The sequence below is a fragment of the Pectobacterium punjabense genome, from assembly GCF_012427845.1.
Taxonomy (GTDB): domain Bacteria; phylum Pseudomonadota; class Gammaproteobacteria; order Enterobacterales; family Enterobacteriaceae; genus Pectobacterium; species Pectobacterium punjabense.
Window position 1 is genome coordinate 178,927 of record NZ_CP038498.1, and the last position, 15,640, is coordinate 194,566.

The 15,640-nt window shown below is 54.5% G+C and carries 13 protein-coding genes; 10 read left to right on the forward strand and 3 right to left on the reverse strand.

Annotated features, from left to right (window positions below; genetic code table 11):
- Positions 1 to 3: 3 nt before the first annotated feature.
- Both E2566_RS00810 and metJ read right to left on the reverse strand, forming a co-directional pair.
- Entirely contained in the window at positions 4 to 801 is a 798-nt protein-coding gene (locus E2566_RS00810; RefSeq protein WP_107168701.1) for an ABC transporter ATP-binding protein, read from the reverse strand.
- A 217-nt stretch (positions 802 to 1,018) separates the two neighbouring features.
- On the reverse strand, positions 1,019 to 1,336 hold the full coding sequence (metJ, locus tag E2566_RS00815; protein WP_005973355.1) for a met regulon transcriptional regulator MetJ: 318 nt from the start codon (positions 1,334 to 1,336) through the stop codon (positions 1,019 to 1,021).
- 186 nt (positions 1,337 to 1,522) lie between these two features.
- Here metJ and metB point away from each other — a divergent pair, with 186 nt between their 5' ends.
- The 10 genes from metB (at position 1,523) to oxyR (ending at position 14,219) form a co-directional block, all read left to right on the forward strand.
- Positions 1,523 to 2,683, forward strand: coding sequence for a cystathionine gamma-synthase (gene metB, locus E2566_RS00820; RefSeq protein ID WP_039281157.1), 1,161 nt, complete (start codon positions 1,523 to 1,525; stop codon positions 2,681 to 2,683).
- 2 nt (positions 2,684 to 2,685) lie between these two features.
- The gene (locus tag E2566_RS00825; RefSeq protein WP_107168702.1) at positions 2,686 to 5,121 is read left to right on the forward strand and encodes a bifunctional aspartate kinase/homoserine dehydrogenase II; all 2,436 of its coding nucleotides are present in this window, start codon (positions 2,686 to 2,688) and stop codon (positions 5,119 to 5,121) included.
- Between the two features lie 359 nt (positions 5,122 to 5,480).
- The gene (locus E2566_RS00830; protein WP_107168703.1) at positions 5,481 to 6,647 is read left to right on the forward strand and encodes an ABC transporter ATP-binding protein; all 1,167 of its coding nucleotides are present in this window, start codon (positions 5,481 to 5,483) and stop codon (positions 6,645 to 6,647) included.
- Positions 6,648 to 6,669: 22 nt separating this feature from the next.
- Positions 6,670 to 7,803 carry an extracellular solute-binding protein gene (locus E2566_RS00835; protein ID WP_107168704.1) on the forward strand — a complete coding sequence of 378 codons (1,134 nt, stop codon included), beginning with the start codon at positions 6,670 to 6,672 and terminating at the stop codon, positions 7,801 to 7,803.
- Between the two features lie 252 nt (positions 7,804 to 8,055).
- A complete protein-coding gene (locus E2566_RS00840; protein WP_107168705.1) occupies positions 8,056 to 8,895 on the forward strand; it encodes an ABC transporter permease in 840 nt (279 codons plus the stop codon).
- A complete protein-coding gene (locus tag E2566_RS00845) occupies positions 8,892 to 9,698 on the forward strand; it encodes an ABC transporter permease (RefSeq protein WP_107168706.1) in 807 nt (268 codons plus the stop codon). Before E2566_RS00840 ends, E2566_RS00845 begins: the two co-directional genes overlap by 4 nt.
- Positions 9,695 to 10,699, forward strand: coding sequence for a LacI family DNA-binding transcriptional regulator (locus E2566_RS00850; protein WP_107168707.1), 1,005 nt, complete (start codon positions 9,695 to 9,697; stop codon positions 10,697 to 10,699). Before E2566_RS00845 ends, E2566_RS00850 begins: the two co-directional genes overlap by 4 nt.
- A 48-nt stretch (positions 10,700 to 10,747) precedes the next feature.
- Positions 10,748 to 11,509 (forward strand): phosphodiesterase, encoded by a 762-nt coding sequence (locus tag E2566_RS00855; RefSeq protein WP_107168708.1) that lies wholly within the window; start codon positions 10,748 to 10,750, stop codon positions 11,507 to 11,509.
- A gap of 411 nt (positions 11,510 to 11,920) precedes the next feature.
- Positions 11,921 to 12,817, forward strand: a complete 897-nt coding sequence (gene metF, locus E2566_RS00860; protein ID WP_107168709.1) for a methylenetetrahydrofolate reductase — start codon at positions 11,921 to 11,923, stop codon at positions 12,815 to 12,817.
- Positions 12,818 to 13,310: 493 nt separating this feature from the next.
- A complete protein-coding gene (oxyR, locus tag E2566_RS00865; RefSeq protein WP_010281486.1) occupies positions 13,311 to 14,219 on the forward strand; it encodes a DNA-binding transcriptional regulator OxyR in 909 nt (302 codons plus the stop codon).
- Here the strand turns inward: oxyR and sthA are convergent.
- Positions 14,211 to 15,617 (reverse strand): Si-specific NAD(P)(+) transhydrogenase, encoded by a 1,407-nt coding sequence (sthA, locus tag E2566_RS00870; RefSeq protein ID WP_012772922.1) that lies wholly within the window; start codon positions 15,615 to 15,617, stop codon positions 14,211 to 14,213. The genes oxyR and sthA overlap by 9 nt on opposite strands.
- Positions 15,618 to 15,640: the final 23 nt, after the last annotated feature.

Genomic DNA, 15,640 nt, shown 5'->3' on the forward strand with positions numbered 1-15,640 from the left:
TCCTTAGTGCAGTTCAGGGGCTTCAAAGATGCGAATGGGGGAGCCATTTCGCGGATGCGGTACCGTAAAACTCTCCATCCCAAAGACCGATTTCACACAGTCAGGGTTCTGCGCGTGTGCAGGCGTTCCCCAGCGGAGTAGCGCACCCTGCTGCAAAACGGCGACGCGATCGGCAAAGGGCGTAATCAATGGCAGATCGTGCAATACCGCTAGCGTTGAAATACCGCGTTTTCGTACCAGAGACAGTAGCTGTGCGCGTGCTAACGGATCGAGATGGTTGGTCGGTTCATCTAGCAGCAGGAGCTGCGGCGTTTGGGCAAAAGCGCGTGCCAGCGAGGCGCGTTGACGTTCCCCGCCGGAGAGCGTACCCAGCAGGCGGTGGCGCAGTGGTAATAATCCGGTATCGTCCAGCGCTTCTTCGATGAGTTGGCGATCGTGCGCAGGTGTACTGAATCCATGGTGCGGAATCCGCCCTAAGGCGACATACTCCGCAACCCGCAGGCGCAGATCTGGGGCATCATTTTGCGCCAGAATCGCGATGCGCTTTGCCCGCTCATGACGGCTGAGTGCGTTCAGCGGTTGGCCGTTCAAATGGACATCGCCTGCTGTTGCACTAAGTTCGCTGGTCAGCACGCGTAACAGTGTGGATTTGCCGCTGCCGTTGGGGCCGATGAGTGCCAAACGTTCGCCTGTATGCATGGAAAGTGAAATATCACTGAGCCTAGGAGCCCGATTAGCGTCGGCAACGGAAACATGGTGAAGCTGTAGCAGTACGGGGCTGTTAGAGAGTGGCTCTGTCATGATGCGGCATATCATCGTCATACGTTAAAAATGATATGTTATAACATAACAAATTAAATGCAATCCCGATTCACAACATGAGCGGAAAAGGAAGTGGCTGAAAGAAGATAAGGTGGCGGGTGTTAAAGGTGCAATGGGAGGAATAAGGGTTTTCTACATAGCAAAACCCCGCCGGGAAAGGCGGGGTTTTGCGAGGAAATAGACAGCGCAAACGCGATCAGTATTCCCACGTATCCGGGTCGATGCCCATTTCACGCATGATGATTTTCGCTGCCTCAGGAATTTCATCGCTGCGCTCTTTACGCAGGTCTTCATCATTCGGTAACGGTTGACCTGTGAACGCATGCAGAAACGCTTCGCACAGCAGCTCGCTGTTGGTGGCGTGGCGCAGGTTGTTCACCTGACGACGTGTGCGTTCGTCAGTTAGTATCTTCAATACTTTCAAGGGGATAGATACTGTTATCTTCTTGACCTGTTCGCTTTTTTTACCGTGTTCAGCGTAAGGGCTGACATACTCGCCGTTCCACTCAGCCATGGGATACCTTAAAAATTAATCTAATGAAGACAGCATCTGTCATGAAATGCCACAATTCTAGCGGTTATTATGCTTATGCTCAATCTATACGCAAAGAAGTTTAGATGTCTAGATGTGTTGACGTCCATTAAAACTGCGTTTACTCTTAAGTTCCTATTTTTCAGTCTCCAGCCAGGAAAAGAGCCGATGACGCGTAAACAGGCAACGATCGCAGTCCGCAGTGGGTTAAATGATGACGAGCAGTATGGCTGCGTTGTCCCCCCCATTCACCTTTCCAGCACGTATAACTTTACCGGATTCAACCAGCCACGCGCACACGACTATTCGCGTCGCGGTAACCCTACGCGTGATGTTGTGCAGCGTGCGCTTGCCGAACTGGAAGGCGGTGCGGGTGCGGTAATGACGAGCAGCGGGATGTCGGCGATTATGCTGGTTTGCACGGTATTCCTGCGTCCCGGCGATCTGCTGGTGGCACCGCATGATTGTTACGGTGGCAGCTATCGTCTGTTTGATAGCCTGAGTAAGCGTGGTGCGTTCCGCGTTAAATTTGTCGATCAAAGTGATACCGATGCGCTTAATGCCGCATTGGCAGAAAAACCGAAGCTGGTGCTGGTGGAAAGCCCGAGCAATCCACTGCTGCGCGTCGTGGATATTGCCGCGATTTGTCAGGCCGCACGGGAAGCGGGTGCCGTCAGCGTGGTAGATAACACCTTCCTGAGCCCGGCGTTGCAGAAGCCGCTGGAACTGGGAGCCGATCTGGTCGTGCATTCGTGCACTAAATACCTGAATGGTCACTCTGATGTGGTCGCAGGTGCGGTGATCGCCAAAGATGCCGACACCATTACTGAACTGGCCTGGTGGGCGAACAATATCGGTGTAACGGGGGCGGCGTTCGACAGCTATCTGCTGCTGCGTGGCCTGCGTACTTTATCGCCGCGTATGGCGGCCGCGCAGCGTAATGCGCAACAGGTGGTTGAATTCTTACAGACGCAGCCACTGGTGAAGGCACTGTATCATCCTTCACTGCCGAACAATCCCGGCCATGATATTGCCCGCCGTCAACAATCTGGCTTTGGCGCTATGCTAAGTTTTGAACTGGATGGAGATGAAGACACTCTGCGGCGTTTTCTGGCCTCGCTGGAGCTGTTTACGCTGGCGGAATCGCTAGGTGGCGTTGAGAGCCTCATCTCGCATGCGGCAACGATGACGCATGCGGGTATGGCACCGGAGGCGCGTGCCGCAGCGGGTATCTCTGAAACATTACTGCGTATTTCTACCGGTATTGAAGACGGCGATGATCTGGTTGCCGATCTGGATCGTGCGTTTCAAGCCGCAGCCAAGAGGTAAGAATGAGTGCATTAGGAGTAGCGCCATCGGTAACAGGCCGACAACTGCATAAGTTTGGCGGAAGCAGTCTGGCCGATGTGAAGTGTTACCTGCGCGTAGCCGGTATTATGGCGGAATATAGCCATCCCGGAGATTTGATGGTGGTGTCTGCCGCAGGCAGTACCACAAACCAGCTGATTAGCTGGTTGAAACTGAGCCAGAGCGATCGTCTGTCGGCGCATCAGGTTCAGCAGGCATTACGTCGCTATCACAGTGAACTGATTGCCGGGCTTTTGCCTGTGCAAGAAGCAGAGGCATTGACTGCCCAGTTTATTCGCGATCTGGAGCGTTTGGCTGCGCTGCTGGATGGCAAGATTACGGATGCTGTCTACGCCGAGGTGGTTGGGCACGGTGAAATCTGGTCAGCTCGCCTGATGTCGGCCGTGTTGAATCATCGAGATATGAAAGCCGCGTGGCTGGATGCACGTGATTTTCTCTGCGCGGAACGTGCCGCGCAGCCGCAGGTGGATGAGGGGCGCTCCTGGCCGCTGTTGCAGCAATATCTGACGCAACACGCAGGTCAGCGTTTAGTGGTAACCGGTTTTATCTGCCGCAATGACGCGGGTGAAACGGTACTGCTGGGGCGTAACGGGAGTGACTACTCCGCGACGCAAATCGGTGCGCTGGCTGGGGTTGAACGTGTCACCATCTGGAGCGATGTCGCTGGGGTTTATAGTGCTGACCCGCGCAAAGTAAAAGATGCTTGTTTGCTGCCACTGCTGCGGTTGGATGAAGCCAGCGAACTGGCACGTCTGGCAGCGCCCGTGCTGCATACGCGTACGTTACAGCCCGTTTCCGGCAGTGATATCGACCTGCAACTGCGTTGCAGCTATCAGCCTGAACAAGGGTCGACGCGTATCGAACGTGTGCTGGCCTCAGGTACGGGTGCCAAAATTGTCACCAGTCATGATGATGTGTGCCTGATTGAAGTTCAGGTGCCTTCCGAACACGATTTCGTGCTGCTGCAAAAAGAGGTCGAACAGCTTCTGAACCGTGCGCAGTTGAAACCGCTGGCCATTGGCGCCCATCAGGATCGCAGCCTGCTGCAACTGTGCTACACCTCCGAAGTGGTGGAGAGCGCATTACAGTTGCTGACACAGGCCAACCTGCCAGTGGAGCTCAGCGAGCGTGATGGGTTAGCGATGGTGGCGATGGTCGGGGCGGGCGTAGGCAAAAACCCGCTGCACAGCCACCGTTTCTATCAGCAGTTGAAAGATCAGCCGATTGAATTTGTTCGCCAGGCCGATGATGGCATCAGTCTGGTTGCTGTTCTGCGCGTGGGTCCGACGGAGCATTTGATTCGCGGCTTGCACCATTCGCTGTTCCGCGCCGAAAAACGCATTGGTCTGGTGCTGTTCGGTAAAGGAAATATTGGTTCACGTTGGCTGGAGCTGTTTGCACGTGAGCAGAGCAACCTTTCCGCCCGTACCGGCTTTGAGTTTGTACTGGCTGGCGTGGTAGACAGTACGCGCAGTCTCTTGAACTATGACGGGCTGGATGCCAGCCGCGCATTGGCTTTCTTCGAAAGTGAAGCGCAAGAGCGGGATGGTGAAGATCTGTTCCTGTGGATGCGTGCGCACCCCTTTGATGATTTGGTCGTATTGGATGTGACAGCCAGTGAGTCGGTCGCCGATCTGTATCTGGATTTCGCCAGCTACGGCTTCCATGTCATCAGCGCCAACAAACTGGCGGGAGCATCTGGCGGCAATAACTATCGCCAGATTCGTGATGCCTTCGCTAAAACGGATCGCCACTGGTTGTATAACGCGACGGTGGGCGCAGGTTTGCCGGTCAACTTTGCTGTACGCGATTTACGGGAAAGTGGTGACAGTATTCTGGCGATAAGCGGGATTTTCTCCGGCACGCTTTCCTGGCTGTTTTTGCAGTTCGATGGCACCGTACCGTTCACCGATCTGGTCGATCAGGCGTGTCAGCAAGGGTTGACGGAGCCCGATCCGCGCGTTGACCTGTCTGGTCAGGACGTCATGCGTAAGCTGGTGATTCTGGCGCGTGAGGCGGGATATGATATCGAGCCTAGCCAGGTTCGGGTTGAGTCGCTGGTGCCGCCGGGCTGTGAACAGGGATCTGTCGATTATTTCTTCGAAAACGGCGATTCGCTGAACGAACAGATGTTGCAACGTCTGGAAGCCGCACAGGAAATGGGCTTGGTTCTGCGTCACGTCGCACGCTTCGATAGCAACGGCAAAGCGCGCGTTGGCGTTGAAGCTGTTCGTCCCGATCATCCTTTGGCTTCTCTGTTGCCGGGTGACAACGTGTTTGCGATTGAAAGCCGTTGGTATCGGGATAACCCGCTGGTTATCCGTGGTCCGGGGGCGGGACGTGATGTCACGGCAGGCGCGCTTCAATCTGACCTCAGTCGTTTGGCACAGTTGTTGTAGAACCTGTTGTAAGCGCGACATACCGTTGGCCGTCTCTTAGTCATATTTTTATGCAGACCAAGAGACGGTTTCGTGCGCCACAACCCCGCCATTTTCATGCTACCTCGTAGCAAACGCCCGAAACGGGGCGGCTCATCCTAAGCCCGCTATCTCCTCAGCATAATTTTTTACGCCGGATAGCGGCAAAACCTGCAGGGCTTTCATGTGCTTATGCATAACAGGCGTAAGAGATGGGCGTTAAAGGTATTTCCCTGTCTTCTCACCAGTCGTGTCATTGAAATGTCACGCTGACAACATGCCACTGACACGAACCCACCGCACAATCTGCGCATTGTTTGTTTATCGCGGAATGCACAGCTGTGCAAAAAACAACATCCTCTGCGGCAGCCCCGCACATTGTTATTGATCACCTACATGTTGGATACGGCACGACAGCCGTATTGAACGATATCCATCTGGAGATTGCACAGGGCGAATTCGTTGCGTTACTCGGTTCGTCGGGCTGTGGCAAGACGACGTTATTACGCACGGTTGCGGGATTCTCGTCACCGCGAGCGGGGGCGATTCGCGTTAACGGGCAGGATATGACGCAAGCGCCGCCAGAGAAACGCGGAATGGCGCTGGTATTTCAGAGCTACGCGCTGTGGCCGCATATGACGGTGGCACAGCATATTGCCTACGGACTGCGTTTGCGCCGCGTCCCGCGTGCGGAGATTGCCAGCCGTGTGGCGGAACTGGAAACCATGCTCGGTTTGACTGGCCTGAGCGCCCGTAAACCTGCGGAACTGTCCGGTGGACAGCGCCAGCGGGTTGCCTTGGGGCGCGCACTGGCGGTACGGCCCGATATTCTGCTGCTGGACGAACCGCTCTCCAATCTGGATGCCCGCATTCGCCTACAGCTGCGCGATGAGATTCGAGCGCTGCAACAGCGGCTGGGATTGACCGCGATCCACGTGACGCACGATCGCGAAGAAGCAATGGTGATGGCGGACCGCATCGTGATTTTGAATCAGGGTCGGATCATGCAGGCGGGCAGCCCGCAAGAGGTGTATCACCATCCTGCCAGTTCGTTTGTCGCGGCGTTTATGGGCGCGGAAAATCGGCTTGTGTTGGAAGCGCGCTATGACGGCGAGACGCTGATGATTCCCGGTGATGCCGAGAGTCATTCGCTGGTGCCAGCGAATACGTCGCTACCGCCCGGTGCGATAGAAGCACGTTTTCGTGCGGAAGCCGCTCGCCTTTACGATGCGGCGGACGTCCCGCTTATCCAGCCCGGTATGTTGATGCGCTATGGCACGGTACAAGCACAAAGCTACCCTGGCGGATACTGGCTGCATACGATTTCCAGCGGCACCTGGCGGATACAGGTTCATGCGTCGCACCCCTATGCCATCGGGCAGCGGGTTGCGGTGCAGATCCCTGCCGAGGCGCTATTTCTTTTCCCGCTGGCAGAAGAGACGACATCTTCGACGGCGATACCGGATACCACTTCACGTTATTCCCCGCTTCCCGGCCTGACGGCCTGATCCTGAATTGGAGACAAATGAGATGAAACGCATTTTTGCTGCAACGCTGATGATGAGTACGCCGCTGGCGGCGGTACAGGCACAGGAATTAACAGTGTTGACGGCGGGTGACCAAAACATGGTCGACTATGTCAATGAATATCTGGGGCCGCTGTTTGAGAAGCAGCATCCCGGCGTAAAAGTACGTGCCGTCGGCACCGGGCCGGGTGATGCGGGGTCGCAGAAGATTCTTGAGCGTTTCAATGCACAGCAGGCCGCCGGAGCCAAAGTCTGGGACACCGATGTGGCAGTCGTGCATGAGAAATTTGTCGGCCCTATGGTGCAAAAGGGTGACTTGCTGAAATATCGCGATGATATCGCCAGCGGCAAGCTGGTCAGCATGGCCGCAGCAGATAAAGCCATGGGGACGGATGTGAAAGGCTATGTCATGCCGATGTTCAGTAGCCAGACCGCGCTGGCCTATAACCCTGGTATGGTCGCTAACCCGCCTAAAAGCTATGACGAGATCCAGCAATGGGCAGCCGCGAATCCGAAGATGTTTGGCTATAACGGGATTAAGGGCGGTGCATCGGGCGTCAGTTTTGTGATGGGCTGGATTTACGCTTACGGCGGTGATGCACAGAAGCTGATGAACGGACCGTTTGACGAAGCGGAAGCAAAAAAATGGCAGCCAGCGTTTGAACGCCTGAAAGCCTTTAACAAGAACGTGACGCTGACGCCGGGCAATGCGGGCACGCTCGATATGTTGAGCCGTGGCGAAATCGCCATGGGACCGGTATGGGTCGATATGTTCTATTCCTGGAAAGCGAGTGGACAACTGCCAGACAATTTCAAACTGCTGCTTCCTGCACCGGGTATGCCGGGACAGCCGATGCACTATGTCATCCCTGCGCAGGCACCGAATCGTGAACTGGCTAAACAGTTTGTCGAGCTGGCAACCAGCGCCAAAGTACAAGCGGAAGGAATTGTGGAGCGTTTTAACTGGTATCCAGGGATTGATGCCAAGTACGTTCAGGCCGAGCTGAAGCCCGCTGTCTGGCGGCGCCTTTTCACGGACGTAACGCCCGATGAACTGGCGAGCAAAGGCAAGACGTTCCCTATCGCGCCTTACCACACCGCGATTTTGAACGCCTATGAGCAGGCGATGGCGAAGTAATTATACCCGTCATACTTCAAGCTGCTTGTGCGTTGGCCGCCCTTACTCACCCCAGTCACTTACCTGAGTAAGCTCCTGGGGACTCGTGCGGTTGCCGCGTTACAAGGCCATAAATGGGTCTTGCCCTAAAGGGTCAACGCTTCGCGTTGTTCAAAACGCCAACGTTTTGTCATGCAACTCGAATTATTTAGGGTATATACATTTAGTACCACAGGCGCTCTGGCGGAATGAGGCCAGAGCGCGGAGACCTTCATGTTGCAAGTATCCCAATTCTCTTCCCGACTAGCGGGGATCGCGCTTGTGCTACCCGCGCTGGCGGTGGTGGCTGTCTGTTTTATCGTACCGCTGGGGCTGTCGGTTGGGGGGGCTTTCGTCAGTCAGAATGGCGTGGGCATTGATAATTTTGTCACCGCATTAACGCTCTATCTGCCTGATATCCTGTTTACTCTGCTGATTGTGAGCCTCGCGACGCTGCTGATTGGCCTGCTGTCCGTCATGATCGGCGGCTACCTGACACTGGGGGAAAACCCGCGCATGGTGGCGCTGCTGCGCTGGGTCTATCGCTGGCCGCTGTTTATCCCGTTTATCGTGACCGGGCAAATTTTACGCACGTTTCTGGCCAAGAACGGCTGGTTGAATGGGGCGCTGGATACGCTCGGCATTGTCGATATGGCCAGCGCCAGCAATTGGTTGGACTGGCGCGGCATTGTGTTTGCTTTCGTCTGGAAACAGACGCCGTTTGTGGCGCTGTTGGTTGCGGGCGCGATGGCGTCACTGGATCGCACGATGATCGAATCTGCCCGTAACTTAGGCGCATCGCGCCTGCGTATTTTGTGTGAAATTGTGGTGCCTCAGGTTGGGCAAACGTTGCTCACTGGTCTTATTCTCTCTTTCGTCACCATGATGTCGGTACTCTCCGTGCCGATGATGATCAATGCCCAGTCGCCGACGATGCTCACCGCTAATATTGCCTTCCGCATTAACGCCTACGGCGATTATGGCGTAGCGAACGCGTTGGGAGTGATTTCGTTACTGATGACCGGCCTGTTTGCCGTGATTTATCTCCGGCTGAACATGAGGGAGAAGGCATGAAGAACGTACTGTGGTGGGTTCCGAGAATGCTGATTCTGGGGACGCTGATCTTCTTGATTTTTGGGCCATTGGCTAACCTCCTGCTGTGGTCGGTAGCGGAAAAATGGTTCTATCCTCACCTGCTGCCGAATGACTGGGGTTTTGCCTTCTGGAAGCGCGTGTTTTCGCCGCGTGGTGTGGCTTGGGAAGCGTTGGGAAATAGCGTGCTGGTTGCGGTGTTCACTGTGCTGGCTTCGCTGTCGCTGGCGATTCCGGCTGGGTATGCACTGGCGCGTCTGCCGCTGCCTGCTCGTGGATTGATACTGCTGATATTCCTGATCCCACAGGCGTTTCCGAACCTGACGGTGTACGTCAATATCGCTCGCCTGTTCTATCAATGGGGGTTAAACGGCACGTTGTTGGGGGTTGTGCTGGTTCACACGGTTCATGGATTGGTGTTTGCCGTCTGGATTGCCTCGGCGGCATTCTCGGCTGTGGGGCGTGAAATGGAACAGGCGGCACGGTCGATTGGTGCCGGGCCATGGCGTGCCTTTGTCGATATTACCCTGCCGCTGGCTATACCGGGACTGATGGCATCCGCCATCTTTGTTTTCCTCGAGTCGTTGGATGAGTTTACCGGCAGTTATTTCGTGGGTGCGCCGGATGTACAGATGATGCCGCTGTTGCTCTATACCGCAGGGGCGGGCGGTAACTATCAGATAGCCTCTATTACCGCATTGGTGCTGCTGATTCCTTCCGTTCTGTTCATGCTGGTCGTGGAGCGTTTTTTGAAGGCTGACGTCATGGCAAGGATTGGGAAATGACGGTGGGTAAACCGGGTTATGTCAGTGCACAGGATGTTGCACGTCGAGCAGGTGTATCACGCTCGGCGGTGTCCCGTAGTTTTACCCCCGGCGCAAGCGTGTCGGCTGCTACTTATGCCAAGGTCATGACTGCGGCACAGGAGCTAGGGTATCAGGTTAACGATTTGGCGCGTGGCCTCTTGGCAAACAGTAGCCGTCTGGTAGGGCTGGTGGTGACGCACCCTGAAGTTGGGTTTCGTGCCAATTTGGTTGCGGAGCTGTCGCAGGCGTTAATTCAACGTGGCTCGATTCCTGTTCTGATCAACACCAGCCATGTGCGAGAAGCGATGGCCGCAGCGCGTTCTATTTTGTTTGGCCACCGTGCGGAAGCAACGATTGTGCTTTCTGGTTCGCCGCCGAAAGAATTTGTCGAACTGGCGCAGCTAAACGGCCAGCCGCTGATTGTCATCGGGCGGCATGAACCCGCGTGTGACAGCGTACATATTGATAATGATACCGCCGCAAGGATGGCCGCAGGGCTGTTCGCCTCATCGGGCAGAACGCGTTTGGCTCTGGCTGGCGCGGCTTCGGCAACGCCCAATATCATTGAACGTGAGCAAGCGTTTTGTGATGAGGCGAATAGGTTAGGGTTGCCTGTGACCGTGGTGCGCGGTGGCGATACGGATTATGACGACGGGCTGACGGTGGGACAGACGCTGTTCTCCCTCCCGGAGCCTGCCAGACCGGACGCGGTGTTCTGTGTTAACGATTTAGTGGCGTTTGGCGTGATCGATCGCGCAAAGCAGTGTGGGCTTACCGTGCCGCAGGATCTCATGGTTATCGGCTTTGACGATATTCCGGCCGCAGGATGGGATGCCTATGCGTTGACAACGTTTCGTCAGGACCCGGCAATGATGGCGGCACAGGCGTTGGCGCTGCTTGACCGACGCCAGTCTCAGGTGCAAGAACCTGCGTGCCGAGCGAAAGTGGCTGCCCCGTTAATCCGCCGCCAGTCGGCGTAACGGTATTGTCGGGTGATAGTGCGTGGACAGTAAAAACCGAGGATAACTATGAAACTGATTCAGCTTTCCGACCTTCATTTGACCGCACAGGGCGGCCATTTACACGGTCGCGATCCCGCGCAGCAGTTGAAAGCGGCGATTGCCGATATCAATGCCCATCATCGCGATGCCGATCTGGTGGTCATCTCTGGCGATCTATCCGATGACGGCAGTGCCGCATCCTATGCGTTTCTGGCATCGGCACTGGCTGAACTACAGGTTCCCTGGCGTGTGACGATGGGAAATCACGACGATCGGGACGTGTTTTTGACCCAGTTCCCGACGCTGGTGGATGAAAACGAATTTGTGCAGAGCGTGACGACGGTAGAGGACGATTGCGTCATTCTGCTGGACTCGTTGCATGTAGGTGAAGTGGCTGGAACGCTGTGCTCCGTGCGATTGGCATGGCTTGAGCGACAGCTTCAGGCTGCGAAAGGAAAGAATGTCTTCCTGTTCCTGCACCATCCACCGATGTCGATCGGGTTGCCGGCGCTTGATGACGTTCGGTTGGCACCCGAAGTGGCAGAAGTGCTGTACCAGATATGCCACCGCTTCGGTAATGTACGACATATTTCGGCGGGGCACGTGCACCGGCCTGCCAGCGGTGGCTGGCGAGGTATCTCGTTCAGCACGATACGTGGCACCAACCATCAGTCTGCACTGCGTTTCGCGCCGGGATTTGAGGTCAGTCTGGAAGCCCCGCAGTACGCCATTTTTCTGACGACGGAAGACGGGCATACCGTACATTTTCACGATTTCCCCTGTGGCTGATGGCGTATTTCCCAGGTTATCGTGATTGCACACAAATAATGCAGAACTCTGTGGGTTTTGCTGTTATCCGGCGTAAAAAATTATGCTGAGGAGATAGCTGGCTTAGGATGAGCCGCAGGACGCGGCGAGAGCTTGCGCCACGTCGGGAACGTGCTACGAGGTAGCATGAAAATAGCAACATTATCGCGCACGAAACTGTCCCCGCGTTTCCATAACAATGTGACTACGAGACTGCGCTTTTGCGTGAAACCCATCATGAAATTTTTTCATTTACCGTGAGTAATCATCACCACCTACCAGGCTGAAAAACGTTGACTCTTTAAGCGGATTACGTCATTTTCTATATAGACGTCTAAACGTATAGACGTGTGGCGAATGATAATAACAATCACGGTCAACGGGGTAGCAGGTATGAGCTTTTTTCACGCAAACCAGCGGGAAGCGCTGAATCAAAGTCTGGCGGAATTGCAGGGACGAATTAATGTGTCGTTCGAATTTTTCCCGCCACGTACCAGCGAGATGGAAGAAACCCTGTGGAGCTCGATTGATCGACTGAGCAGCCTGAAGCCTAAGTTTGTTTCCGTGACTTATGGGGCGAATTCTGGCGAGCGTGACCGCACTCACAGCATTATCAAAACGATTAAAGAGCGTACCGGTCTGGAAGCGGCACCTCACCTGACCTGTATTGATGCCTCGCGTGAGCAACTGCGTGACATCGCGCAGGATTACTGGCAGAGCGGTATTCGTCATATTGTTGCGCTGCGTGGCGATTTGCCCCCGGAAGGCGGCAAACCGGAAATGTATGCGGCGGATCTGGTTTCCCTGCTGAAAGAGGTTGGTGATTTCGATATTTCGGTTGCCGCTTATCCTGAAGTGCACCCTGAAGCCAAAAGCGCGCAGGCTGACCTGATTAACCTGAAACACAAGATTGATGCTGGCGCGAATCGCGCTATCACACAGTTCTTTTTCGACGTAGAAAGCTATCTGCGGTTCCGTGACCGCTGCGTGGCAACGGGCATCGACGTAGAGATCGTACCGGGGATCTTGCCGGTATCAAATTTCAAGCAGCTACAAAAATTTGCCACGATGACAAACGTGCGCGTGCCGAACTGGATGACAAGCGTGTTTGACGGTCTGGATAACGACCCGGAAACCCGCAAAATGGTCGGTGCCTCTATTGCGATGGACATGGTGAAAATCCTGAGCCGCGAAGGGGTAAAAGATTTCCACTTCTACACGCTGAACCGCGCTGAGTTGAGCTACGCTATTTGCCACACACTGGGCGTGCGTCCAGAAGCGACGCGCTAAAGTAGCGCGCAAGATTTCAGGAAGAAACAAGGCTGCCACGCCGTTGCGATAGATTTAGGTATTGGAATAGCTGAATCTATGGCTTGTGGGAGCCTGGAAAGGGAGGAGTCTCAGGGATGAGATTCCTATTCGTATGTTTCGATGTGCCGTAACGGACTGAATCATTTCTTCTCTTGCTCCTTTGACTACATAAACCTTGCCAACTCCCCACATTCTCCCTCTGTTGCTTTGTGCCTATTTGTATTGTTAATCGCTCAGCCTACGCATCGTATTTCCCAGCCCCCATCACGCCTTTTTGTGTGATCGAAGAACACAAAATGCTGTCATCGTCAAATCACTTGAATACATTAGCCTGCTCGTTATAGCGTGACGGGAGGTTGCAATAAGCAGGCGCGCTTTTAGGGATATATTATTCATTTTGGATGTTGATAGGGATTATCGTTCGTTGGTATCCTATCTATCGCTGTTAGCTATCATGATAAGGAGAATAATAATGAACATTCGGGATTTAGAGTATCTTGTCGCGCTGGCAGAACATCGTCACTTTCGGCGTGCAGCAGATTCCTGCCATGTGAGTCAACCCACGCTCAGTGGACAGATTCGTAAACTGGAAGATGAACTAGGCGTGATGCTGTTGGAGCGGACCAGCCGTAAGGTCTTGTTTACTCAAGCAGGGCTGCTGCTGGTCGAGCAGGCACGCACGGTGCTACGTGAGGTCAAGGTATTAAAAGAGATGGCAAGCCAGCAGGGGGAAACCATGTCTGGGCCGTTGCATATTGGCCTGATCCCTACTGTGGGACCGTACCTGTTGCCGCAAATCATTCCGATGCTGCATCGTACCTTCCCCAAACTCGAAATGTATTTGCACGAAGCGCAAACCCATCAACTGCTCGCGCAATTGGACAGCGGCAAACTTGACTGCGCCATTCTGGCGATGGTGAAAGAGTCTGAAGCCTTTATTGAAGTTCCTCTGTTTGATGAGCCGATGAAGCTAGCGATTTATCAGGATCACCCTTGGGCGAACCGCGAACGCGTGGCGATGTCCGATCTTGCAGGTGAAAAGCTGCTGATGCTGGAAGATGGCCACTGTCTGCGCGATCAGGCAATGGGCTTTTGTTTTCAAGCTGGAGCGGATGAAGATACGCATTTCCGGGCGACTAGCTTGGAAACACTGCGCAACATGGTCGCCGCCGGAAGCGGGATTACGCTGCTACCGTCGTTGTCGGTACCGCGTGAGCGCGAGCGCGATGGCGTTTGCTATTTGCCATGTTATAAACCAGAGCCTAAGCGCACTATCGCGCTGGTGTATCGCCCCGGTTCACCGCTGCGCGGACGCTATGAGCAGCTTGCTGATACCATCCGCGAGCACATGCAAGGTTATATGGAAAACCTGTCAAAATAAGCGGTTCAATCCGTTCAGCGCCGCCACGCGGTAAGCTTCTGCCATGGTTGGATAGTTGAAGGTGGTATTAACGAAGTATTCGATAGTATTACCTTCACCTTTTTGTTCCATGATGGCCTGCCCGATGTGGATAATCTCAGCGGCGCGCTCACCAAAGCAGTGAATACCCAAAATCTGCTTCGTTTCGCGGTGAAACAGAATCTTCAAACTCCCCACGTTCATCCCAACAATCTGCGCCCGTGCCAGATGTTTGAACTGTGCCCGCCCGACTTCATAAGGCACTTTCATCGCGGTGAGCTCTTGCTCGGTTTTCCCCACGGAGCTGATTTCTGGGATGGTATAAATGCCAGTAGGAATATCTTCGATCAAATGCGCGCTGGCATCGCCTTTGATGATCGCCTGTGCGGCGAGTCGACCCTGATCGTACGCTGCCGATGCCAGGCTAGGATAGCCAATGACATCGCCGATGGCATAAATATGCGCCAGCGCCGTCTGGTACATGCTGTTGACCTTGAGCTGCCCGCGGCTGTCGGTGCTTAAGCCGATATTTTCCAGCCCCAGCGTTTCCGTGTTCCCCGTGCGCCCGTTGGCATAGAGCAGACAGTCTGCTTTCATCTTCTTGCCAGATTTCAGATTGACAATGACACCATCAGACAGCCCTTCAATACTCTCGAATTCTTCGTTGTGGCGGATAACCACGCCGTTGTTCCAGAAGTGGTAGGACAGCGCATCCGACATTTCCTGGTCGAGAAAAGCCAACAACCTATCGCGGGTATTGATGAGATCGACCTTAACGCTCAGGCCGCGAAAGATAGAGGCGTATTCGCAGCCGATAACGCCCGCACCGTAGATGATAACGTGCTGAGGTTCGTGATCGAGTTGAAGAATAGAGTCGCTGTCGTAAATACGCGGATGGTTAAAGTCGACTTCTGCCGGGTGGTACGGACGTGAACCGGTCGCAATAATGATATTCGCGGCGGTCAGCGTTTCATGGGTATTATCTGGGTAATGAACGGCAATCGTATGGGCGTCGATAAAGCTGGCTTCACCAGAGAACAGCTCACACTGATTACGCTCATAAAACCCTTGCCGCATACGGGTTTGCTGACCAATGACGCTGTCGGCATGGCGCAGGATGTCGGAGAATGAGGAGCGAATAATGCGGGAGTTGTCGCTGTAGAGGGGGTTTTGATTGAACTCGATAATACGGCTGACGGCGTGGCGGAGGGCTTTGGAAGGAATCGTACCCCAGTGGGTACAGCCGCCGCCGACATTGTAGTGGCGTTCAATCACCGCAATTTTGGCACCGTGCTTGGCCAATCCCATTGCTGCACCTTCACCGCCGGGACCGGAACCAATAACGATGGCATCATAATCGAATTGATGTTCTAGAGTCATGGTAGGTTAAACCTGTTTTTATA

Coding starts and splice junctions, on each gene's coding strand:
- oxyR (WP_010281486.1), top strand. CDS start 13,311: ATGAACATTCGGGATTTAGAGTATCTTGTCGCGCTGGCAGAACATCGT.
- sthA (WP_012772922.1), bottom strand. CDS start 15,617: ATGACTCTAGAACATCAATTCGATTATGATGCCATCGTTATTGGTTCC.
- metB (WP_039281157.1), top strand. CDS start 1,523: ATGACGCGTAAACAGGCAACGATCGCAGTCCGCAGTGGGTTAAATGAT.
- E2566_RS00810 (WP_107168701.1), bottom strand. CDS start 801: ATGACAGAGCCACTCTCTAACAGCCCCGTACTGCTACAGCTTCACCAT.
- E2566_RS00840 (WP_107168705.1), top strand. CDS start 8,056: ATGTTGCAAGTATCCCAATTCTCTTCCCGACTAGCGGGGATCGCGCTT.
- E2566_RS00855 (WP_107168708.1), top strand. CDS start 10,748: ATGAAACTGATTCAGCTTTCCGACCTTCATTTGACCGCACAGGGCGGC.
- metJ (WP_005973355.1), bottom strand. CDS start 1,336: ATGGCTGAGTGGAACGGCGAGTATGTCAGCCCTTACGCTGAACACGGT.
- E2566_RS00825 (WP_107168702.1), top strand. CDS start 2,686: ATGAGTGCATTAGGAGTAGCGCCATCGGTAACAGGCCGACAACTGCAT.
- E2566_RS00845 (WP_107168706.1), top strand. CDS start 8,892: ATGAAGAACGTACTGTGGTGGGTTCCGAGAATGCTGATTCTGGGGACG.
- metF (WP_107168709.1), top strand. CDS start 11,921: ATGAGCTTTTTTCACGCAAACCAGCGGGAAGCGCTGAATCAAAGTCTG.
- E2566_RS00835 (WP_107168704.1), top strand. CDS start 6,670: ATGAAACGCATTTTTGCTGCAACGCTGATGATGAGTACGCCGCTGGCG.
- E2566_RS00850 (WP_107168707.1), top strand. CDS start 9,695: ATGACGGTGGGTAAACCGGGTTATGTCAGTGCACAGGATGTTGCACGT.